The sequence below is a fragment of the Candidatus Gastranaerophilales bacterium genome, assembly GCA_028693235.1.
Taxonomy (GTDB): domain Bacteria; phylum Cyanobacteriota; class Vampirovibrionia; order Gastranaerophilales; family Gastranaerophilaceae; genus JAQUVW01.
Genome location: JAQUVW010000003.1, coordinates 266189 through 289950 on the forward strand (window position 1 = coordinate 266189; position 23762 = coordinate 289950).

23 protein-coding genes and 1 pseudogene are annotated in these 23762 nt (G+C 32.3%); 17 read left to right on the forward strand and 7 right to left on the reverse strand.

Features of this window, described 5'->3' with window-relative positions; translation table 11 throughout:
* A complete protein-coding gene (gene pyrH, locus PHV37_06840; protein ID MDD3237798.1) occupies positions 1 to 726 on the reverse strand; it encodes a UMP kinase in 726 nt (241 codons plus the stop codon).
* 60 nt (positions 727 to 786) lie between these two features.
* Complete coding sequence (locus PHV37_06845; protein ID MDD3237799.1) at positions 787 to 1353, reverse strand: flavodoxin family protein; 567 nt, start codon at positions 1351 to 1353, stop codon at positions 787 to 789.
* A 159-nt stretch (positions 1354 to 1512) separates the two neighbouring features.
* Here PHV37_06845 and PHV37_06850 point away from each other — a divergent pair, with 159 nt between their 5' ends.
* The gene (locus tag PHV37_06850; protein MDD3237800.1) at positions 1513 to 2271 is read left to right on the forward strand and encodes a lytic transglycosylase domain-containing protein; all 759 of its coding nucleotides are present in this window, start codon (positions 1513 to 1515) and stop codon (positions 2269 to 2271) included.
* Positions 2272 to 2344: 73 nt separating this feature from the next.
* Here the strand turns inward: PHV37_06850 and rpoD are convergent.
* The 3 genes and pseudogenes from rpoD to PHV37_06865 form a co-directional block, all read right to left on the reverse strand.
* Positions 2345 to 3208: pseudogene (gene rpoD, locus PHV37_06855) on the reverse strand (RNA polymerase sigma factor RpoD).
* Positions 3209 to 3452: 244 nt separating this feature from the next.
* Complete coding sequence (dnaG, locus tag PHV37_06860) at positions 3453 to 5333, reverse strand: DNA primase (protein MDD3237801.1); 1881 nt, start codon at positions 5331 to 5333, stop codon at positions 3453 to 3455.
* 1 nt (position 5334) lies between these two features.
* On the reverse strand, positions 5335 to 6393 hold the full coding sequence (locus PHV37_06865; GenBank protein ID MDD3237802.1) for a deoxyguanosinetriphosphate triphosphohydrolase: 1059 nt from the start codon (positions 6391 to 6393) through the stop codon (positions 5335 to 5337).
* A 170-nt stretch (positions 6394 to 6563) separates the two neighbouring features.
* Between PHV37_06865 and rpmB the strand changes: the two genes are divergently transcribed.
* From rpmB to PHV37_06885, 4 genes are all read left to right on the forward strand, one after another.
* Complete coding sequence (rpmB, locus tag PHV37_06870; protein ID MDD3237803.1) at positions 6564 to 6755, forward strand: 50S ribosomal protein L28; 192 nt, start codon at positions 6564 to 6566, stop codon at positions 6753 to 6755.
* Positions 6756 to 7323: 568 nt separating this feature from the next.
* Entirely contained in the window at positions 7324 to 8496 is a 1173-nt protein-coding gene (locus PHV37_06875; GenBank protein ID MDD3237804.1) for a phosphopentomutase, read from the forward strand.
* A gap of 85 nt (positions 8497 to 8581) precedes the next feature.
* Entirely contained in the window at positions 8582 to 8758 is a 177-nt protein-coding gene (locus PHV37_06880) for a ferredoxin (protein MDD3237805.1), read from the forward strand.
* Positions 8759 to 8835: 77 nt separating this feature from the next.
* A complete protein-coding gene (locus PHV37_06885) occupies positions 8836 to 9474 on the forward strand; it encodes an endonuclease III (protein ID MDD3237806.1) in 639 nt (212 codons plus the stop codon).
* Here PHV37_06885 and PHV37_06890 read toward each other — a convergent pair.
* Together PHV37_06890 and PHV37_06895 are read right to left on the reverse strand one after the other, a co-directional pair.
* Positions 9464 to 9661 (reverse strand): hypothetical protein, encoded by a 198-nt coding sequence (locus PHV37_06890; GenBank protein MDD3237807.1) that lies wholly within the window; start codon positions 9659 to 9661, stop codon positions 9464 to 9466. The two genes, PHV37_06885 and PHV37_06890, sit on opposite strands and share 11 nt — an antisense overlap.
* A gap of 229 nt (positions 9662 to 9890) precedes the next feature.
* Positions 9891 to 10079 (reverse strand): ribbon-helix-helix domain-containing protein, encoded by a 189-nt coding sequence (locus tag PHV37_06895; protein ID MDD3237808.1) that lies wholly within the window; start codon positions 10077 to 10079, stop codon positions 9891 to 9893.
* Positions 10080 to 10288: 209 nt separating this feature from the next.
* Between PHV37_06895 and PHV37_06900 the strand changes: the two genes are divergently transcribed.
* The 12 genes from PHV37_06900 (at position 10289) to PHV37_06955 (ending at position 23726) form a co-directional block, all read left to right on the forward strand.
* Positions 10289 to 11584, forward strand: a complete 1296-nt coding sequence (locus PHV37_06900; protein ID MDD3237809.1) for a glycosyltransferase family 2 protein — start codon at positions 10289 to 10291, stop codon at positions 11582 to 11584.
* A 79-nt stretch (positions 11585 to 11663) separates the two neighbouring features.
* Positions 11664 to 12458: a glucose-1-phosphate cytidylyltransferase gene (gene rfbF, locus PHV37_06905; GenBank protein MDD3237810.1), complete on the forward strand. Its 795-nt coding sequence runs from the start codon at positions 11664 to 11666 to the stop codon at positions 12456 to 12458.
* Positions 12459 to 13541, forward strand: coding sequence for an NAD-dependent epimerase/dehydratase family protein (locus PHV37_06910; GenBank protein ID MDD3237811.1), 1083 nt, complete (start codon positions 12459 to 12461; stop codon positions 13539 to 13541).
* Positions 13541 to 14818: a UDP-glucose/GDP-mannose dehydrogenase family protein gene (locus PHV37_06915; protein ID MDD3237812.1), complete on the forward strand. Its 1278-nt coding sequence runs from the start codon at positions 13541 to 13543 to the stop codon at positions 14816 to 14818. Before PHV37_06910 ends, PHV37_06915 begins: the two co-directional genes overlap by 1 nt.
* Positions 14803 to 16173, forward strand: a complete 1371-nt coding sequence (gene rfbH / locus PHV37_06920; GenBank protein MDD3237813.1) for a lipopolysaccharide biosynthesis protein RfbH — start codon at positions 14803 to 14805, stop codon at positions 16171 to 16173. The genes PHV37_06915 and rfbH overlap by 16 nt, the downstream gene beginning before the upstream one ends.
* The gene (locus PHV37_06925) at positions 16170 to 17057 is read left to right on the forward strand and encodes an NAD(P)-dependent oxidoreductase (protein ID MDD3237814.1); all 888 of its coding nucleotides are present in this window, start codon (positions 16170 to 16172) and stop codon (positions 17055 to 17057) included. The genes rfbH and PHV37_06925 overlap by 4 nt, the downstream gene beginning before the upstream one ends.
* Positions 17058 to 17065: 8 nt before the next feature.
* A complete protein-coding gene (locus tag PHV37_06930) occupies positions 17066 to 17884 on the forward strand; it encodes an aldolase/citrate lyase family protein (protein ID MDD3237815.1) in 819 nt (272 codons plus the stop codon).
* Positions 17877 to 18539, forward strand: coding sequence for an SDR family NAD(P)-dependent oxidoreductase (locus tag PHV37_06935; protein MDD3237816.1), 663 nt, complete (start codon positions 17877 to 17879; stop codon positions 18537 to 18539). The genes PHV37_06930 and PHV37_06935 overlap by 8 nt, the downstream gene beginning before the upstream one ends.
* Positions 18530 to 19618 carry a 3-dehydroquinate synthase gene (locus PHV37_06940; GenBank protein MDD3237817.1) on the forward strand — a complete coding sequence of 363 codons (1089 nt, stop codon included), beginning with the start codon at positions 18530 to 18532 and terminating at the stop codon, positions 19616 to 19618. The genes PHV37_06935 and PHV37_06940 overlap by 10 nt, the downstream gene beginning before the upstream one ends.
* Entirely contained in the window at positions 19605 to 21383 is a 1779-nt protein-coding gene (locus tag PHV37_06945) for a thiamine pyrophosphate-binding protein (protein MDD3237818.1), read from the forward strand. The genes PHV37_06940 and PHV37_06945 overlap by 14 nt, the downstream gene beginning before the upstream one ends.
* Positions 21380 to 22309, forward strand: coding sequence for an NAD-dependent epimerase/dehydratase family protein (locus PHV37_06950; GenBank protein ID MDD3237819.1), 930 nt, complete (start codon positions 21380 to 21382; stop codon positions 22307 to 22309). Before PHV37_06945 ends, PHV37_06950 begins: the two co-directional genes overlap by 4 nt.
* Positions 22293 to 23726 (forward strand): glycosyltransferase family 2 protein, encoded by a 1434-nt coding sequence (locus tag PHV37_06955; protein MDD3237820.1) that lies wholly within the window; start codon positions 22293 to 22295, stop codon positions 23724 to 23726. Before PHV37_06950 ends, PHV37_06955 begins: the two co-directional genes overlap by 17 nt.
* Positions 23727 to 23762: the final 36 nt, after the last annotated feature.

Sequence of the window (23762 nt, forward strand, 5' to 3'; positions counted from 1 at the left end):
TTATCCTCCTACAAATGTTCCTATTTTTTCACCATGAAGTATTTGCATAATACTGCCCTTAGCAGCAAAATCAAAGACATTAATTGGAATAGCATTTTGTTTACACAAAGCACAAGATGCCGTATCCATAACTTTCAGACCTTTGATTATTATATCATCATAACTTATATAATCATATTTTTTAGCTTTTGGATTGATTCTCGGGTCATCAGAATAGACGCCATCAACACCGTTTTTCGCCATTAACATAATTTCCGCATCAATTTCTGATGCTCTTAAAGCAGCTGCCGTATCCGTTGTAAAGAATGGGTTTCCGGTTCCTGCTGCAAAAATAACGACTCTACCTTTTTCAAGATGTCGTATAGCTTTAAACCTAATGTAAGGCTCAGCGATTTTAGTAATATCAATTGCAGATTGAACCCTACAAGACACCTCAAGTTTTCGCAAAGCACTTTGTAAAGCAATAGCGTTCATAACAGTAGCAAGCATACCGACATAATCCCCTGAAGCTTGGTCCATGCCTAGTTTTGCACTGTTTTTCATTCCTCTGAATATATTTCCGCCACCCACTACAACAGCGATTTGAGCACCGGTATCGTGAGCTGTCTTAATCTCTTTTGCAATCATTTCAACAGGCTTTTGGTCTATACCAAATTCTTGCTCACCCAAAAGAGCTTCTCCGCTGATTTTTAACAAAATCCTTTTGTATTTTAATTTCTCGTCCATTTTTTTATCCTTAAAAACTCTTGGCTTTATTATACTAAAAACTACGTATAATTACACTCCCTAAAGTTTTTTTATAAGTTTTGATACATTAGAACTAAATATTTTAATGGTATTAATTCCCTCTTCATCTTTTACGACAGAGCCTTGAGGTCCGGCAAACAAAATATTCCAATAATTAGCCCCCGGAACCACCATCTCATTAATAAAATAGAACATGAGCATTTCTTGGTAAGTAGCAGTGTGTCCGCCACGTCTTCCTATAACAATAGGTCCACCGACTTTCCAAGAGAGAAAATTGTCCGTATGCCTAGATACATAACCTATTCTTTGTAGAGCTGACATCATATCCCCCCTTGCTGTTCCAAAATAGACGGGAGCAGCAATAATAAGCCCTTTAGCCTCTCGAAGCTCTGCAATTATATCATTAATTCCGTCATCATTATAAACACATCTTTTTAGCTCACTACACATTCCGCAAGCAACGCAAGAACGAATATTCTTTCCTTTTAATGTTAAAATTTTTGCCTCTAGCCCTTCGCTCTCTATAACTTTTTTACACTCATTAAGTGCAATTTCGCAGTTTGAACCTTGTCTTGGGCTACCTGACAACAATATAACCTTATCCATATTTTTCTCCTTTTATATTATTTAAACATTATTATTTGGTTTTAACAATTTTGTTATATTCGCAACATTTTTTTACATTAGCATTCTAAAAAGTCAATTTTTCTTGCTTGATATACTTTATATATACATAGAGAGAAATTAAAACACGGAGAGATTTAAATGGACATTAGTTCTTTAACTGGACAAAAGGCAAGTATAGCAAAAGCTTGTGACAAAAATGGCGACAGCAAACTTGAAGGTGCTGAATTAACCTCCTACAATGGTGCAGTGAAGACCATTTCAGGTAGTACTTGTTCAATTGACGGCAAAACATATAATCTTGATGATTCTGTATTTGAAGCATCAAAATCTTCAAGCTCCTCTAGCTCTAGTGGAGGAAGCATGGTTTCCTCTTGGGGCAAAATGTTTGATTCATTTTGGGACGATATAAATTTATCAGCAGGCGGAACTTCAGGAACTAATACGAGTGGAAACTCTACATCAGGAACCGGAGCATCAGGCGGTAACTACTCCAGCGTTGGAAACGCAAACGGCTTTTCTAATCAATATGATTCTTTAATTTTAAAATACGCTAATGAATACGGAGTTGACCCGAACTTGGTTAAAGCAGTTATGAGAACAGAATCCAGCTTTAATTCAAAAGCAACTTCCAGTGCAAATTGTTGCGGATTGATGCAATTAAACGCAAAATACTTTAAGGGCGATTTATATGACCCTGAAAACAATATTAAACAAGGGTGCCAATACCTCAAATCTTGCCTTGACGCTTTTGGCGGAAACGAATCAAAAGCATTAATGGGATACAACATGGGGATTTATGGGGCAAAAGCCTCCAGTAAAACAAGCACCGGCTATTCTCAAAAAGTTTTGAGCTACTACAACCAGCTAAAAGGTAGCGGTTTGAGCCTTTCAGCATAACAAAAATCTCTCTTTCTCTATTCTTGTAAACTCATAAAAAATCCTCAACTTTTGTTGAGGATTTTTTAGTTTGTTATACTTCAATATATTCTTTAAGTCTTTTACTTCTGTTTGGATGTCTCAATTTTCTTAAAGCTTTTGCTTCGATTTGTCTGATACGTTCTCTGGTTACACCAAACAATTGTCCGACTTCTTCAAGAGTTCTTTGTCTACCGTCATCCATACCAAATCTTAAACGGAGAACATCTCTTTCACGAGGAGATAAACCGCTTAATACTTCAGCTAAATCTTCTCTTAAAAGTTCTTGAGCAACTGTTTTAACAGGAGCGTCAGCATCTTTATCTTCAATAAAATCACCAAGTCTTGAATCTTCTTCCTTACCGATTGGAGTTTCTAATGACAAAGGTTCTTGAGCAACTTTGATAATTTCTCTTAATTTACTGATTGAAATATTCATTTCGGTAGCAAGTTCTTCTTCAGTCGGTTTTCTTGAAAGTTCCTGAGCTAATTTTCTTGTAACTTTTTTCAATTTATTAATAGTTTCAACCATGTGAACAGGTATTCTGATTGTTCTTGCTTGGTCAGCGATAGCTCTTGTAATAGCTTGTCTAATCCACCAAGTAGCATAAGTTGAGAATTTGTAACCTCTTTCGTGGTCAAATTTTTCAGCAGCTCTAATCAAGCCCAAATTACCTTCTTGAATAAGGTCTAAGAACAACATGCCTCTGCCTACATATTTTTTAGCGATACTAACAACCAAACGTAAATTAGCTTGAACTAATTTTCTTTTAGCAATAGCACCTGTATTACCGCCAGCAACAATTTTACGAGCTAAATCAATTTCTTGATCAGCGGTTAATAATTTAATTCTACCGATTTCTCTTAAATACATTCTAACGGGGTCATCTATAGAAACCCCTCTTGGGACTAACATATCATTTTGGACAGTTGTATCAACTTCTTCTGCTATCGGATCAGCTGTAAACATATCTTCGTGTTCCATTGATTCAATAATTTTTGAGCGTTGACTGCTAATCATAGCATCTATATTATCTGTATTAATGGGTTCTGTTGTATTCATTAATACCACATCTTGGCTTCCAGAATTATTTTCATTCAATTCATCTTCATCCATTACTCCGACTACTGAAATTTCTGAAATTCGTTTTCTGCTCATTAAGTTATTCTCCAGTCTTTAGTTTGTTTTTGATTTTTTCTCGCAATTCAAGCTGATATTGCATTGATTCCAATTCATCGTCATTTGCTTGTTTGTACTTTTGTCTGAGTTTTTTCTTCTCCTGATTAGAATGGAATTGCTCAATCTTTTGAATGTTTTCGTAAATAACTGCCTTAAAGTCCTTCTCGGATAAATCTTTAAAGCTGTCTGACAAATATACTAAATCCGTTATAATTTCTTTTAATTTATCATCCTCGGCAAATTCAATATACAGGGCGTCGATTAATTCCCCTACATTATTTACCTGACATATTAATTTGTCAATTGTATTGCGAAGATTATTTAAATTTTCATTATCAAATTCTACGTTTTTGGTTATACTTGAAAGAGTCTTAAAGTCTAAATGACTTTCCTCTATTAAATAGAGGCTCAATAAATTTTTTTGCCCTTTTTCCGAAATATTTGAACTTTTTGTTACAATTTGTTTTTTTGCTTGAAACGGCAACGATTTCAAGCCGGTAACTTTTCTAATCTCCTTAGTTAAAGCGTCATCCCCAATCTCAAGCTTTGACGCAACAAACTTTATATATTCATTTTGAACGATATTGTTGTTGATTTCCTCAAGTAACGGGATGATTTTTTTAACAATTTTAACTTTTTCCATAGGAGTTGTATCAGGAGTTTTTTCTTTTAGTATTTGATTCAACTGAAAATCAAGAAGCAAAGGAGCTTCTTTTATGTGGGACAAGTATGCTTCAATTCCGCAATCTCTTATATACTCATCCGGGTCTTTTCCTTGCGGGGGCGAAACAACCCTTATTTCGCAAGCATATTTGTCATTGTTAATAGAGGTATAATTTTCATCAAATTGTTTAATGTTTCCTAACCCCGAAAGAGCCTCTTTTATTATTTCAGCACCTCTGCCTGTTGCTTTTTGACCAGCTAAATCGGTATCAAAAGCTAAATAGATTTTTCTTGAATTTGTATATTTTGAAATAAGTTTTATATGTTCTTGAGTTAAGGATGTTCCGCACGCTGCCAGACAGTTTTTGAGCCCTGCCGCCTGAGCTGAAATGACATCAAAATAACCTTCCATAATCAGTACGAAATCTTCTTGTTTTATCATTTCTTTTGCTTGATAAATGCCATACATAATACGGCTTTTGTTGTACAAAAGGGTATCTGGAGAGTTTAAATATTTTGGATTTTGCCCGTCTTCTGTCGCTCTAGCCCCAAAAGCTACGACTTCGCCGGTTTCATTAATAATTGGAATCATTATCCTGTTTCTAAAACGGTCGACATAGCCTTTGTTTTGTTCTCTTTTGATTATCAAACCTGCTGATTCAAGGACACTTTTTTCAACATTTGAGCCGAAGTGAGTTTGCAAAGAGTCAAAGCCTTTAAAAGAATAGCCTATTTTGTATTCCTTAATAATATCTTCGGTAATGCCTCTTTTTGCAAGGTACTCCAGTGCGTGTTTAGCTTCTGCGGTTTCTAACAAATTTTTAACATAATAATCGGCAGTTTTTGCCATAACATCTTTAATCGTAGTTTTTGTTTCAGAAGATTGTTTGTCACCTGAGTAAGATTTTGGCAACTCTATCCCGAATTTATCAGCTAAATCCTTTATAACGTCATTAAAAGATTGATTATTAATCTTCATCAAAAAGCTGATAGCATCTCCACCTTCACCACACCCAAAGCACTTATATATACCTTTTTGAGGATTTACGGAAAAAGAAGGTGTTTTTTCTTTGTGAAACGGGCAGCATCCCCAATAATTAGCACCCGATTTTTTCAAAATGACATAGGATTGCACCACCTCAAGAATATCAAGGCGACTTTTAATTTCTTCAACTGCTTCCATATAAGTTATTTCGGGCATTTTAATTTAATCCGTTAATTTGTGCTAATGTCAACAAAAAATTGTCTTGAGGAACAACAATCATAGGCTCGGGCATAAATATGTGTTTGAACTTCATAACAGCATAGCCATCTGTCATGCCTGAAATGTAGTCGGTTGCTGTTTGCTCAATTGCGTCATTATTTGAGGAACCAAACTTGTCTTCAAGAGCATTGGTATAATAAATAAACAATTCTTTTACCAAATTTTTAGCTTTGCCTTCTTCAGCTTTAGCGATAGAATTTGTGTAAACATTTTCAAACATCCAAGTTCTTAAACGTTTGTAATAGAAATCACATTCATCTGACATTTTTAAGATATTTTGCCCCTGACTGTTTTCAACAATATCCATAACCATTTTAGCAACGACACTTGAATGTTTTTTTTGATTATTATTAAAATATTTAATGCAATCAGAAGGCAAATCTGCTTCTCTTATAATCCCGGCCCTCATTGAGTCTTGAATATCATGGTGAATATAAGCAATTTTGTCAGAGAATTTAACAGCTTGCCCCTCTAAGGTGTAAGGAGTTTCACAACCTGCATAAGAGTGGTTCAATATTCCATTCAAGGTTTCGGCAGTAAGGTTCAGGTTTTCGATATAAGTCGCAACCCTGACACTTTGCTCGTTGTGTTTGAAACCATTTTTCATAGTTTGGTTTAAAATGGCTTCTCCGCTATGACCAAAAGGCGTATGCCCAAGGTCATGCCCTAAAGCAATAGCTTCTGTCAAATCTTCATTTAACGCCAAAGCTTTGGCAATCGTTCTGGCTATTTGAGAAACTTCAAGAGTATGCGTCAATCTCGTTCTGTAATGGTCGTCATTAGGAGAGAAAAAGACTTGGGTTTTGTGCTTCAAGCGTCTGAAAGCCTTGCTATGAATAATTCTATCCCTATCTCTTTGAAAATCAGTCCTCAAAGGACATTTTTCAATAGGAGATACTCGCCCCTTCGTAAATCTGCTTTTTGCCGCAAATTCACTCAGTATCACAAATTCTTTGTCCTCAAGTTGTTCTCTTATAGTTTTATTTTTTACGTCCATATTACCCACCCAACTTATAATATATTAAAATCATATTAGTTACTATTCAAGTAGCCGGATTGTTTTTAAATTGTAACGATACATAGTTTTATATTTTTTCGGACTTGATTAAATGTTATCTTTGACTTATCATCACATTACTGAATAAAAACATGCGAAAGGAAATAAAAATGTCAATTCAATGCGATGTATGCGGTAAAAAATCTTTAAAAGCAGCTAAGATATCATTTTCTCATAAACAAAATGTTCATAGACAATTCCCTAACATTCAATCTGTTAAGGTTAATTTGGACGGTACTGTTAAGAGAATTAAAGTTTGTACTTCTTGTCTAAAAGCAGGTAAAGTTCAAAGAGCCGTATAAACTTATTGCTATAAGTTAAAAATTTATTCAAAAATGGAGTTTCTTTTGATTCTCCATTTTTTGTTGCTATATCTGAAATAAACCCAGTAGTATTTTTAAAGTCAAGCATTTTTTTCACATATTTTTACGTAAATTCATTAAATCTTCTTCATTAAATAATGTAAATACAAATTTGGTTAGTCAGGTTGGGGGGCATGGTCATTTGTAAAAAATATTTAATATTAATATTCTTGTAAAGCATGGTTCCTCATAATAGTATAATCCTACGAGTCGAGATTAAAGGGATTTAGTTAGTGAGGTGATGGCTTAAACTTTCGACAGAGAGTGGTTACTAGACAAATAGACTGTTAATTTATATGAAAGAGAAAATTTTAGAAATCTAAATTTAATTCTCAGAGTTAGAGCTCTGGAATATGTATATTTGAGGAGTTTTGGAAAATAAATTTATGTTGGGAGAAAATCAACAAAAATGTCTCGTTTAAATACGGGACTTTTTTTTTGCTTTCACTGGGGGTATAATAAATTTCCAAGTGAATGCATCGTGTTTATTAAACTAGAATGGAGAACTATGAAAAGAGCAATTGTAGTTGTTGTAGACTCAATGGGAGCAGGAGCTTTGCCTGATGCCGCAGAGTATAATGATTTATCAACCTGTAATACCTTACGCAATGTGGCTGCAGGTGTAGGAGGATTAAATGCTCCTACTTTCGAAAAATTGGGTCTTGGAAACATAACCGAAGTCAAAGGCGTAAAAAATAACCCAAATCATATTGCACAATTCGGCATTATGAAAGAAACATCAAAAGGCAAAGATACAACTACAGGTCACTGGGAAATGATGGGGCTTATTTTAGACGAACCGTTCCAGGTTTATCCTCACGGGTTTGACCATGGTCTTATTGATAAATTCATTAAAGCAACCGGCTGCAAAGGCATTTTGGGTAACTGTGCTGCCTCTGGAACAAAGATAATTGAAGACTTGCATGAAGAACATGCTAAAACACTTTATCCTATCGTTTACACAAGTGCTGACAGCGTTTTCCAAATAGCAGTCGACATAGATTTAATCCCTATCGAAAAACTCTATGAATATTGCGAAATCGCTAGAAAAATCTTAGATGACGGATACAATGTTTCAAGAGTAATCGCAAGACCATACAAAATGATTGACGGAAAACCATCAAGAATTTCCGCATTAAGACATGACTACTCTGTTGTTCCTTTTAAAGATACATTGTGCAACGAAGTAATGAACAACAACGGCAGAGTCTTTGGTATTGGAAAAATTGAAGATATATTTGTAGGTTCCGGAATTACTCACGCCATACATACAGGCTCAAACACCGAAGGATTAAACTTAACATTAAAAGCAATAAAAAATGAAATGAACCTTGATGAATTAAAAGTTGCAGATTGTACAGCTTCTCCTGACAAATATTTTATTTTCACAAACCTTGTAGATACTGACATGCTATATGGGCACAGAAATAATGTTGAAGGCTATGCTAAAGCTATTGAAGAAATTGATACATATATCCCCAAATTTATTGAAAACATGTCTGATGAGGATTTGTTAATAATCACAGCTGACCATGGGTGTGACCCTACAGTACCTGGCACTGACCACACAAGAGAACAAGTGCCTTTACTTGTTTATCATAAAAATATTAAGCCTGAAAATCTAGGCGTAAAAGACTCTTTCACTTACGTCGCCGATACTATCAGAAATTGGCTTTTTTAACGGGTATAGTAAAAAAACATTTTTTTTGTTATAATACTCTCGAATTTAATTCACAAAGAGACAATTAATTTAAAAGGAGAAAATTATGAAAGTAACTGTTGGAGACGGATGCATAGCATGTGGTGCTTGCGAATCTATTTGTGACGCTGTATTTTCAGTAGAAGATATCGCTGTTGTTGATGAATCAGCTGTTGCCGGTAACGAAGATTGCGTTAAAGAAGCTGCTGACGCTTGTCCGGTTAGTGCTATTGAAGTTGAATAGTCAATATATTTAAAATAAAGGCTGCCTTTTCTAAAAGGGCAGCCTTTATTTTTGAAAACAATGAATTGGGATATAAAATGAAAGATATCGATAAAATTTCTAAATTGTTGAAAAAAGAAAATTTACCAAAAACTGACTTTGTGCAATTTATGGAAAATATTAAAGACCCATATATTGTTCTTATTGCATGCATTTTATCCCTAAGAACCAATGATAAAACCACCTATCCTGCAACTATGCGAATGCTCGCCCTTGGCAAAACACCAAAAGATTTCGCAAATCTTGACACCGAAATATTGGCTAAAGCCATATATCCCGTCGGCTTTTACAAAACAAAAGCAAAACAAATCGTTGATTTGTCAAAAATATTATATGAAGAAATGAACTCTCAGGTGCCTGAGTCTATTGAAGAACTCATCAAATTTAAGGGCGTGGGCAGAAAAACAGCAAATCTCGTATTAGCTAAAGGTTTTAATAAGCCGGCAATTTGCGTTGACGTTCACGTTCACAGGATTTCTAACAGAGTAGGGCTCGTAAAGACCAAAAACCCTGAAGAAACCGAATTTGACCTAAAAAAAAATCTACCCCATAAATACTGGATAGATTTAAATACCCTATTAGTTACTTTTGGACAAAATATCTGTAAACCGATATCGCCAAAGTGCCCTTCCTGTTGTTTAAAGACTATGTGCGATTTCTACCGCTCTAGCCTTTAATTACTTTTGAAACTATGTTCATAAATTCGAAAACTGATTCTTTAACAAATGATTGAGCTAATTTTGAAATTGGTTGGCTATCAACGTATTCATAAGCTACATAAATCGGATCAGCTGAATTTCTAAATCTCATTCTTGTATCATTTGTATTGAAAATATTATTATCATAAGTAACGTTCATTGTCATATCTCTCTGTCCTCTGAATCTCTCGTTTTAAATCTCTCTTATATATATATAAAGTATATGCCGTGCGAAATATTGCTTTTTTTATCTTATTTTATGAACTTTTGTAAATATTTTACTGCTTTGTGAAATTATTCAAAAAGAGTTGCCATTACTAACTTTAGCGGATAATTTTCGAGCAAAAAAAAAAACGACTCAGTTGAGTCGTTTTATAAAATTGATATCTGTTAATCTAATCGAGTAATGATTCTAAAATTGAAGCATTTTTCATTGCCAATGTATTTTCTCTTACTTTATTTCTATGAATATATGTTCTTAATGCTTCTCTTATCAATTCGCTTCTAGAACGATTTTCACCATCTGCTACTTGATCGATTTCTCCTAAAAATTTTTCCGGCATTGAAATTAAAACTCTAGCCATAATTTCTCCTTTTCTATAAATATTTTTTGTAATCTCTAAAGTCCTCTGTACTTATATAAAGTTATTTTTGAAATAAAAATTGACTATTTTGTATATATTTTTTAAATTTTGTTTAACATAACTTTACATATCGCCACCGAAACATAATTGCCAACTAAATGGAGAGTATATATAATCAATTTGATAGAAATTAAGGGAGTCCCATATTAATGACATCTCAGCTAAATAATGATTTAGATATTTTCGTTATAACTTACAATCGAGCTGAAAAACTAAAAAATACGCTTGAACAAATTTTTTCTGAAGGCTCTCCTATTAAAAATTTGCAAATTACAATTTTAAATAATGCATCAACTGACGAAACCTCGAATATCATCGAAAAATATAAAACAAAATATAAAAATTTAAAACATATTATTAATAAAAGGAATATCGGCGGAAATGCAAACATAATAAGAGCTTACGAATCTGCTGAAAAAAAATATATATGGGTTTTGTGCGATGATGACGATTTTGATTGGACAGGATTTGGTGAAATTGAAAACGCAATCGCAAATGATTATGACGTCATTCTCACTCGAAAATGCACTAAAAATATAGCTGATTTGTTTTATAAAGCGTCTTTTGTTCCGGCAGCTATTTACAAAACATCTCTTTTAACAACGACAGTAATAACTAATGCTTATGATAATATTTCGAACCTGTTTCCGCATTTAGCAATAATGGCAAAGTGTATAAATACTAATGTGAAAATTTATTATCCGAAGCATCAAGTCGTAAATATGGGAATTGCAAACTTCCATCCCTTGAGCTACATAAGAGGTAACGAAAAAGAACAAATACCTATCGATAGGCAAAACATGTTTTGGACAGTCGGGTATTTATCATCAATACAACTGATAAGAGATAGAAAAAAACAAATTGAAATCATCAACGGATTAAGACATGGACACAAATCGCTCTATGATTTGTTTAAAACAAAAATACTTTTAAATAAAAAATACTATCAAAACAGCCCCGTTAATATTTATAAGATATTGCGTAATTTATCGTTGAGTCAAAAAATCAGGTTTTATTTGGCTCTTTTATCTGTCAATTTTAAATGTTTATTTTCAAATACAGATTTTATAACAGAATTTGGTGAAGATAAATGGAAAAAATATTTTGAGTACATAAACGAACAGAAATACATCAATTCGCTTGCAAAAAAATATAATGGAAAAAAAGTTCTTATTTATGGTGCCGGAACTATTGCCAATGTATTATTCGACAAATACAACCTGTCAAAATTTAATATTGTAGCAATCAGCGACCTCAAATACACAGAAGATACTGAATATAAAGGCTACACGGCAATTTCTCCTAATAAAATAAATGAATTAAAACCAGAAGTAATTTTATTTACCTTGTACGAACCTGCAAATGCTTTAAACTTCATCAAAAAAAATTATTCGAATTTTGAATATAAATCCTTAATAAAAAAGAAAAGAAACATTATTATATAAATGTAATCAAATTTGTTATTATTCTTGACTCAATGCCTTGAAAAAACGTATAATAATGACAGATATTTTGAGGAATTTTATGAAGGTAGTTATATTCGCAGGTGGTTTAGGAACGAGATTATCTGAAGAAACAGACTTAAAACCTAAGCCAATGGTTGAAATCGGTGGCAGACCAATTCTTTGGCATATTATGAAAATATATTCATACTATGGCTTCAATGATTTTGTAATACTTTCCGGATATAAATCTCATGTTATAAAAGAGTATTTCGTAAATTATTACAATCGATATTCTGACATCACTGTCGATATGGGAAATAACACGGTGGAAATCCATAAAACAAGACACGAACCTTGGAAAGTCACGATTTTATACACCGGACAAACAGCACAAACTGGTGCCCGTCTAAAAAAAGCACAAAATTACATCAGCAGCGAACGTTTTATGCTCACTTATGGTGACGGGGTTGCTGATATAAATATTAAAAACCTACTCAAAGCTCACGAAAAATCAGGGAAAAAAGTCACAATGACTGCAATTAAACCTGCAGGGAGATTTGGTGCTGTATCAATAAATGAAAAAAATGAAATAACAACTTTTGCCGAAAAACACACAGGCGATGATTCTTGGGTCAATGTCGGATTTTTTGTTTGCGAACCTGAAATATTTAACTACCTACCACAAGATGATGAAAACTTAAGATTTGAAAAACAGCCATTAGAAACTTTGGCTAAGGAAAATAATCTTAACGCATATAAGCACGAAGGTTTTTGGAAACCGATGGATACATTAAAAGAAAAAACAGAGTTAACAGATTTATGGCTCAAGGGAAATGCCCCTTGGGCGATATGGCAAAACAGACAGGAGCTATAAGTGATTTCTAACAAAATTGTCAATGAAGATTTAGATAAAATTTTTGAAAGTATAAAAGATAAAAGTAATAAATTTGATAATTCTAATATTTTTATTACCGGTTGTTGTGGTTTTTTGGGCTATTATTTTTTAAATTTCTTTAATAAATTTAAAAAACAATTAAACATCAAATCTATAGTTGCTGTCGATAATTTTCAAGTTGGACGCCCTGATTGGCTTGATGACATTTTAAAAGACGGAAATATTGATATTCAAGAATTTGATATTATCAAAGGCGATATCTCAAAATTAAAACTACAAAAAGAAAATTCTTTTGTCATACACATGGCATCAATTGCCTCTCCCGTATTTTATAGAAAATACCCTATAGAAACTATTGAAGCTAATATTTGGGGACTAAAAATGCTCCTTGATGAGTATAAAAACTCATCACTTAAAGGTTTTTTATTCTTTTCAAGCAGTGAGGTATATGGCGACCCGACTCCTGAAAACATACCAACTCCTGAAACATATAGAGGTAATGTTTCTTCTGTTGGCCCGCGTTCTTGTTACGATGAGTCCAAACGATTTGGGGAAACAATTTGTTTGGAATATTCTAAACAATTTAATTTGCCTATTTCAATTGCACGTCCGTTCAATAATTACGGCCCGGGGATGAAAATTGATGACAAAAGAGTCCCTGCTGATTTTGCAAAAGCTGTTTTAAATAACCAAAATATAGAAATTTTGTCAAACGGTAGCCCGACTAGAACTTTCTGCTATATTTCAGATGCAATTACAGGTTATTTAAAAATCCTTTTACATGGTAAATTCGATTATTTTAATATTGGAATTGAAAAACCTGAAATTTCAATTAAAGAACTTGCCTGCATTTATGTTGAGGCAGCAAAGGAATTATTCGATTATCAAGGTGAGGTTATTTATAAAACGTCTGATGACCAAAATTACTTAACGGATAACCCAAACAGAAGATGTCCTAACATAAATAAAGCTATTAAGATTTTAGACTATTCTCCTAAAGTCGGGGTCCACGAAGGAATTAAAAGATATTTAGAATACTTAAAAACAATGGAGATTAAATAATGATAGCAGTTTTTGGGTTAGGTTTTGTCGGATTGACAACAGCTCTTGGCTTTAGCGAAAAAGGTTTTCAAGTCTATGGCTACGATATTGATAAAAATAAGGTAAATTCGCTTTCTTCGCATAAAATACCTTTTTATGAACAACAAATGCAAGAAATATTAGATAAAAATTTAAATAAAAATTTTCAACTCTCTAATGACATAAAAACTGCGGTTGATAATTCAAAAATTATTTTTTTATGTGTCGGTACGCCCTCTGATAAAGACGGAAAAGCTGATTTAAAATATATAAAATCAGCAATTAGTGACATATTGTCTAACCTGCAAAAGGGTGAAAAGAAACTATTGGTTTTCAAATCAACGATTCCCCCCTCGACAACAAAAAATGAAATTATCCCCTATATTGAATCTAAAGGTTTTGTTGTTGGCAAAGATATTTTTGTTGCGAATAATCCGGAATTTTTACGAGAAGGCTACGCTTGGAGCGATTTTATTAATCCAGATAGAATTATTCTCGGGGTGGAAGATGACTATTCAAAATCTTTATTAACTCAAATATATTCTAAATTTAATGTTGATATCCATTATGTTTCATTAAACACAAGTGAATTTATTAAATATTTATCAAATACATTATTATCAACTTTAATCAGTTATTCAAACGAAATGTCAATGATAGCAAGTTCTATCGGAAATATTGATATAAAAACTGCTTTTAATATCTTGCACGAGGACAAACGCTGGTCAGGCTCACCCTGCACTATGCAAACTTATACTTATCCGGGGTGTGGTTTTGGCGGATATTGTTTGCCAAAAGATACACAAGCAATGGTATATAAAGCCAAAGAATATGGATATGATGCAAAAATATTAAAAAATGTTTTGGACGTAAATTCAGAAATAAAACCGTTTTGGATTGATAAAATTGAAAAAGAAATTCCAAAATCATCATCCCTAGGGATTTTAGGCTTATCATTTAAGCCGAATTCCGATGACATCAGACAAACACCTGCAAAAATGATAATTGAAATGTTGTTGGAAAAAGGGTACAAAAATATTAACGTATATGACCCGCTTGCTAATGAATTGTTCGATAAAACATATTCTTTGCCACTTAATTATTTAAATTCTGTTGAAGATATTGTTTCTCGCTGTGATACGTTAATAATAACTACAGCTTGGAATGAATTTATGGAAAAACAAGAATTATTTTCAAATAAAAAAGTTTACGATTTAAGATACATACTAAAAGGAGAAAATAAATGTTCCATAGTTTAATGGAAAATATTTTGAGGGCAGCCATAAAAAAACTTGGAAAAGTTTATTATAATACGGTTTATAAAAAAAGAAATAAATCAAACTATATTCCAGCGTCAGGAAAAGTTTTAGGAGCAGAAGAACTTTGCAATATGTTTGATGCATCTATGGATATGTGGCTCACAACCGGTAGATTTAATAAAGCATTTGAAGAAAAATTTGCTAAATATTTAGGAGTAAAGCATTGTTTAACCGTAAACTCAGGTTCAAGTGCAAATTTATTAGCTTTATCTTCATTAATGTCATATAAATTAACTGACAGACAAGTCAAAAAAGGCGATGAGGTCATCTCTGTTGCTGCAGGCTTTCCAACAACAATAAATCCAATTTTACAAAACGGATTAATACCTGTTTTTATTGATTGCGACATTAATACATGCAATATAAAAATCGACGATATTGAAAAAGCTATCACTCCAAAAACAAAGGTGATTATGCTTGCTCATACAATGGGGAATGTCTATAATTTGGAAAAAATAAAGCAATTGTGTGATAAGTATAAATTATGGTTAATCGAAGATAATTGTGATGCACTCGGAGCTACCTACAAAGGTAAATACACAGGTACATACGGAGATATTGCAACCTTTAGTTTTTATCCGGCTCATTTCATAACAATGGGTGAGGGCGGTGCTGTTATTACAAATGATACCCAATTAAACAAAATTATAAAATCATATCGAGATTGGGGACGTGATTGTTGGTGCGAACCGGGGCATGACAATACTTGCAACTGCCGATTTGAACAACAATGGGGAAAATTACCTTTTGGTTATGACCATAAATATACATATTCGCATGTAGGATATAATATGAAAATCACTGATTGGCAAGCTGCTATCGGACTTGCACAATTAGATAAAGTGGATTCTTTTATACAAAAAAGACGCGATAATTTTAAATACTTATACAATAAATTATCAGATTTAAATGAATATTTAATTCTTCCACAAATTGACACTGAAGCTAATCCCTCTTGGTTTGGCTTCTTGATATCAATAAAGCCTAATGAAAAATTCAACAAATTTCAAATGGTTGAATATCTCGAAGAAAATGGTGTTGGAACAAGACAATTATTCGCGGGTAACATTCTTCGTCAACCAATGTTTGTTGAAAATGATATTCCTTTAAGGATAAATGATTCTCAATTATTAAACTCTAAAAATTTAACAGAAGAACATTATAAAATGCTCCCCAATACCGATTTTATAATGAATAACACATTCTGGGTCGGAGTATTTCCAGCATTAGGAGAAAAAGAACTTAATCACACCTCAGACATTATTCACAAATTTATTGAGGACCATTGTGAATGAAAAAGAAAATTCTTCTCACCGGTGGCAACGGTTTTATTGGAAAGAACATAAAAGAAAGTTATTTAAGCCAAAATTACGAAATAATTGCACCTTCAAGTAAAGAGTTGAACTTACTTGATACCGATTGTTCAGATGATTTTTTTAAAGACAAAAACTTTGATGTTATCTTGCACGCTGCCTGCAAACCAGGGCATCGAAATGCAAAAGACCGTTCGAATCTCTATTATTCAAATGTAAAAATGTTCTTAAATCTTGAACGAAATAAAAATCATTATAAAAAACTTATAAACTTCGGCTCAGGAGCAATCTACGATGGAAGTGATGATATTTCAAACGCAGTTGAAGATAGCATTTATAAAAAAATGCCTGATGATGAACATGGTTTTTGCAAATACACAGTAAGGAAAATGATTGACAACCTAGATGGCTTTGTCGACCTTAATATTTTTGGGATTTTCGGCAAATACGAAGATTATGCTATTCGATTTATTTCAAATGCTATTGCGAAAACTGTTTTTAATTATCCCATTACATTAAGACAAGATAGGCTTTTCAGCTATTTATACATAGATGATTTAATGCCGATTTTAGAATTTTTTATAGAAAACGAAACTAAATATAAATCCTATAATATTGTCCCTGATGAAAAGACATCACTATTAAACATCGCAAATAAAATATCTAAACTTAGAAATAACAATCTAGGGATAAAAGTTGCCAAAGCGGGCACCGGAATAGAATATACCGGAAGCAACAACCGTCTTAAACAAGAATTTAAGCAAATAAAATTTACAAAAATAGATGAAGCTATAAAACAATTATATACATATTATCAAGAAGAAAAAAACAATTTAAATGAAAACTTATTAAAATCCGATAAATAGGAGCACTTATGAACATATTAGAAAAGAAGATGGTTGAAACCCTAACAGACCTGAAAGAAAATCATCACGTAATCGCTGTCAAAGCTGAATTTGAAGCCGAAGGAACTCGTCTTGAAGAAGCAATGCGGTTAAAAGAAGTCGTAACAAGAGCGGGGCTGGATTTGGCGATAAAAATCGGTGGCTGTGAAGCTCTTAAAGATATGTATGACGCAAAAACTATCGGAGTAAATACAATCGTAGCCCCAATGATTGAAAGTGCTTATGCAATGAAAAAATATTTAGCTTCTGCTAAACTTGCATTTTCTAATGAAGAATTGGATGACATCAAATTATTCATTAATTTAGAAACCCAAACAGGACTGAAAAATGTTGAAGAAATGATGCAACTTGAAAACGCTGATGACCTTGAAGGTATAGTTCTCGGAAGAGTCGATATGTGTGGCTCGCTCGGACTAACCAGAGAAGATATAAATTCTGATAAAATATTAGAAATAGCTAAAAAAATTGCCACAGTTTGCAAAAACAACAACAAAAAACTCGTAATTGGTGGAGGCGTTTCAGCCTATTCTCTTCCTTTTTTCAAGTCAATACCTGATGGTATTTTGACGAAATTTGAAACAAGAAAAATAATATTTGACGCACAAAAAGCACTTAATGATAAAAATGCAGACAAAGGCATATTAAAAGCTGTCGGTTTTGAACTTATGTGGCTGAAAAATAAACGAGATTTTTATAAAATGATTTTGAATGAAGATGCACAACGCCTTGTAATGCTTGAAACAAGATACAAAAAACTAATTGAAGCTGCAGGAGGCGTATATGCTTAGAGCATTCGTTACAGGAGGTTCAAGAGGAATAGGTAAAGTCATTTGTGTAACATTGAAAAATAACGACATTGAAGTTGTAGCACCAACTCACAAAGAAATGGATTTGAGTTCAACTGAATCTATTCGAGCATATTTCAAAAGCCAAAAACCAGAATTTGATATCCTAGTAAACAATGCCGGAATCAACAATCTTGCTACTCTTGATGAAATCAATGATGATGCCGTGCAAAAAATGATGCAAGTCAATCTGCTTTCGCAACTTGAACTAATAAAAATCATTGCACCTTATATGAAAAGGAATAAATACGGAAAAATAGTCAACATAGCATCAATTTGGTCAGATTTTTCTAAGGAAAAACGTTTATTATACACAATTGCGAAATCAGGAGTAAAAGGTCTTACAAGAGCAACAGCTGTTGAACTTTCACAATACGGTATTTTAGTTAATGCTGTAGCTCCGGGATTTATAAATACCGAAATGACAGCCAAAAACAATACACCTGAGCAAGTAGCTGAAATTGCAAGAATGCTCCCTTGCAAAAGGCTCGGTTCCCCAAAAGAAATTGCAGAATTTGTTTACTTTTTGGCTTCTGAAAAAAATTCTTTTATGACAGGTCAAACAATATTTGTCGATGGAGGCTTTTCATGTGTTTAGATGAATTGATTATAAAATCAAATATAAAAGATTACTGTGTGAGTTTTGAAAGCAACGGTGATTTTATAAAAGAGCTTACAAATATTGAAAACACCGTTTTTGTAATAGATAAAAAGGTTTGGAACTTACACAAAAATTCTCTTTTAGCCCCTATTAAAGATTCAAATTACATTTTGCAAGAAGCAAAAGAAGATAAAAAAAATATAAAATCCGTTTGCAAATTATATGAAAAAATAATGCAATCTGCACCTCGAAAAAACATGACTCTTATCTCAATAGGTGGGGGTATAATTCAAGATATAACAGGCTTTGTAGCATCTTCTTTATACCGAGGAATAAACTGGATTTTTATCCCTACGACCTTGCTTGCCCAAGTAGATAGTTGCATCGGAGCGAAAACATCTTTAAATTTTAAACATTATAAAAATCTTGTAGGGACGTTCTATCCTCCATCAAAAATTTATATCTATCCTAATATTTTGCACACCTTAAAAAAAGCTGACTATTACTCAGGAATAGGAGAAATGGCTAAGCTTAATTTAATGGAGGGGGAAATTTCTTCACAAAATTTTGTTAAAAATCTTTCCCAAATAGATAAGCAACAACCCGACATTTTACTCAAAGAAATAAAACATTGCTTAAAAATAAAAAAATCCTATATAGAAAATGATGAATTTGACACGGGAAAACGGAATTTATTAAACTTCGGGCATTGTTTTGGACATGCAATAGAAAGTTCAACTGATTTTGCAATCTCACACGGTCAAGCTGTTGTGTTGGGTATGATTTTAGCAAATAAGTATTCTTTAAAACAAAACAAATTAACTGAAGAAAAAGAAAAATGGATTTTAAATAACATATTGAGTCCTATATTAACTACAAATATAAAAAAATTAAAAATTAACTCTAAAAAGACTATTCAAGCAATGAAGCAAGATAAAAAAAATATCGGGAAAGGTCTTGCATTGGTATTATTAGAAAACGATTTTAATCTATTAAAAATCACTAATTTAAAACAAGAAGAAGCTCAAAACTTGATTGAAGATTATATAAAAGAGATACAAAATGGCAAAAATTAAAGTTTCAGATTATATAGCTAAACGCCTGAAAGAAACTCACAAAATCGAAAACTTTTTTATGGTTTCAGGTGGCGGGGCAATGCACCTCAATAACAGCTTGGGTAGGTATCTCGATTATATAGCCAATCACCATGAACAAGCCTCAGCAATTGCGGCAGAAGGATATTTCAGAGCATCTGGAAAAGTAGCAGTTGTAAACGTAACGACCGGCCCCGGAGGATTAAATTGTTTAAACGGAATAATGGGGCAATGGACTGATAGCGTACCGGTTTTGTATATATCAGGTCAAGTTAAATTTTCAACAACAATATCATCGTGCCCCAATATTCCATTAAGGCAACTGGGCGACCAAGAAGTTGACATTATTAACATTGTTAAGCCGTTAACAAAATATGCTGTTATGATTACAGACCCGCTTTCTGTTAAATATCATTTAGATAAGGCTATCTACGAGGCATCAACGGGGAGATTTGGTCCTGTTTGGCTTGATATTCCGATGAATATCCAAAGTGCTATGATTGAAGAAAATGAACTTATTGATTTTATTCCGGAAAAACGCAATAACAAAAATGACAACAAAATCACTGAAGTGATATCGCTTCTAAAACAATCAAAACGCCCATTAATTGTTGCAGGACATGGGATTAGACTATCAAATACTGTAGATTTATTAAAACAAATTACAAAAAATACAGATATCCCTATCGCCACAACATTTAATGCCATTGATATCATTGAAGAAAATAATAAAAATTTTATCGGAAGAATTGGTTCTTTAGGTCAAAGGGGAGCTAATTTTACTCTACAAAACTGCGACCTTTTAATATGCTTGGGAACAAGAAATAATATAAGGCAAGTAAGTTATAACTGCGAAAATTACGCTAAAAATGCAAAAAAAATTGCAGTTGATATAGACGCAGCGGAACTAGAGAAGCCAACAATTACTCTTGATTTAAAAATCAATTCCGATTTAAAAGACTTTTTACCTGATTTTGCAAAACACATTGATAAATTTGAATGCAGCGAATGGCTTGATTTTTGTAAAAAGCTAAAAAACAAATATTCATTTGATAGTTATGACGAATATAAAAACAAAAATGAGAAAATAAATGTTTATACCTTTACAAAGACACTTACGGATATTTTACCTGAAAAAGCAATATTAATAGCAGCAAATGGAACAGCCTGCGTTTCGTTATTTCAAGTGGGAAATGTAAACTCATCTCAACGCATTTTTTGGAACTCGGGAGATGCCTCAATGGGTTATGAACTTCCTGCGTCAATTGGAGCTTCAGTAGCAAATCCTCAAAATGATATTATTGTCCTTGCTGGAGATGGTTCTATAATGATGAATTTGCAAGAGCTTCAAACAATAAAGCATAACAATTTGCCTATTAAAATTTTTGTCATTAATAACGGAGCTTACGCATCAATTCAACAAACTCAAAAACGTTTTTTTGATGGACACATGACTGGTTCCGGAATAGAAAGCGGCGTGAGCGTACCTGATTTTGAAGCGGTGGGAAAAGCTTTCGGACTTAAAACTGTTCGAATCAAAACTTCTCACGATTTGAAAGAACAAATCGACAAGGTTTTAAATACCCAAGGTGCAATCTTATGCGAAGTTTTTGTGGATAAAGATTATTCTTTTGTTCCGAAATTAACAGCAAAAAAATTGCCCGACGGCTCTATGGTTTCTGCAAGTTTTGAAAATATGGCACCGTTTTTATCAGATATTGAGCTACAGGAAAATATGATAAAATGAAGCATCTTAACAAATCAAAAATTTTATTAACAGGAGCTACAGGTTTTATAGGGAGCCATTTACTTCATTCCCTTATTAAAAACGGTTATTATGTTATTGTTTTAAAACGTGCTAAATCTAATTTGTGGCGGATTAACAAAATTTCTCAAAATACAAATGTAGAAATAATCGATATTGATACTATCAATTTAGAAACCATTTTCGTAAAAAATGATATTAATACAATTATTCATTGTGCAACCGATTATGGGCGAGGTAAAACCGAAGTCGTCGATATTCTACAATCTAATTTAATATTTCCATTACGTTTATTAGAATATGCGAAAAGACATAATGTTAAAGTTTTTATAAATACTGATTCTTATTTTAATAAACAAAAAAATATCTATTCTTTTCTATCATCATATTGCTTATCAAAGAGAAATTTTGTACAATGGCTAAAGCAATATTCAGGAGAAATAAAAATAATAAATGTCATACTAGAACATGTTTTTGGCGAAAATGATAATGACTACAAATTTGTAGAAACTGCTATAAAAGATATTGCAATAGACCAAATAAACAATTACGATGCAACTTTAGGACAACAAATCAGAGATTTTATATATATTAACGACGTTACAAATGCTTACTTAAAAATTCTCGAATATTCTCAAGAGAACGATTTTTCCTATGAAACATTTAATGTTGGTACAGGAATAGGCACTAATATCAAGGATTTTTTATTAGCAATAAAAGAAGCATCGCATAGCTCCACGAATATTAAATTTGGAGCAATTCCATATCGAGATAACGAAATTATGTACTCGACAGCTGATATTTCAAATCTAAACAAACTAAATTGGCATCCTCAAACAGATTTGGACTCTACTTTAAAAAAAATTATTAATCTTTATAAAGAAAGAGAAAATGACAGTAAAAAATAAATTAGATATAATATTAATCACCTACAATAGAGCATCTAATCTAAGAAAGACGTTCTTACAAATATTAGATGAAAAATCACCTATAAAAGATTTTGACATTCTAGTTATTGACAACAACTCTACAGACTCTACGTATGATGTTGTAATGGAATTTAAAAAAACAGCTCCTAATATCAAATATCAGAAAAACAAATATAATGTTGGTTTATCAGCCAATATCGTTTTTGCAATGTATAAAGCATCAAAAGATTATGTGTGGATAATTTCTGATGACGACAATTATGATTTTTCAAATTGGAATGAAGTCGAAAATGCAATTAATCAAAATGAAGATATCATTTGTTGTGCCAGATATGCAATACCTGACGAACACAAGAATGATATAGCTTACCAACTTATTCAAGTAACTTTCTTAACAGGCTTAATAACAAAAACCGGTATATATAACGACACAACAATAAAAAGTGCTTTTGATAATATTTATACAATTTTTCCTCACATGGGTCCGATTGTATCTTCAATAAATCAAGGAAAACACATATACGTTGTTGATAAGCCTATTTCAGACAATGGAATGATTGCAGGCGAGACTGATTGTTCATATATTAGGGGATATAATGTTGACGATTTATATATGAGAACTCAAGCCAATTCTTGGATTGTCGGATATGCCAATATATTATCAGCGTTAAAAGATAAAAAATTAATTTCTCATTCACTTGAAATTGCAATTATCCATCCACATATACATGGAAATTTCAAGAATTTTTATCACGATATTTCAATGTTTTATGCAAAACCTAAATATATTTCACAATTTTATGATGTTTGGCAATTTCTACCACCCAAACATCAATTTATAATTTCTTTTTATTTTGTCTATTTTTTATTCAAAAATTATTTTGAAAATTTATCAACACAATTACTTTCTTATATAAAAAAGTATTATATAAAACAAAAAGCTCTATTATTTAAATTGAAATTATTATTTATGGGTATAAATATTTTCACTAAAACTCAAGACCAAGCAAGATTAAATTATTTAAATAGTGTAAAAATACAGGAAACTATCAATGAAATCGCAAATTCAAATAAAAACAAAAAAATATTATTATACGGTATTGGCTCATATGGAAAAATTTTAATAGAAAAGTTTAATTTTTCTAAAATGAATACCATTGGCATTTGTGATAAAAATTTTTTGACCCAAGAAAAATATAAAAATTGGACAAAATATTCACCTCAAGATATTACTCGACTAAAGCCTGATATCATAATCTATTTATTGGCAAATACCGAATATGTTAGAAAATCACTTGCTCTTGAAGGTTACAACATTAAACAAATCGATTTATTAAAACAAACTAAGTTATTTGCACAAATTGATTGCGAAATAAATAATATTACAACTAAATAATTTTCAGTTCATTCATCATCAAATTTAACAATAAAA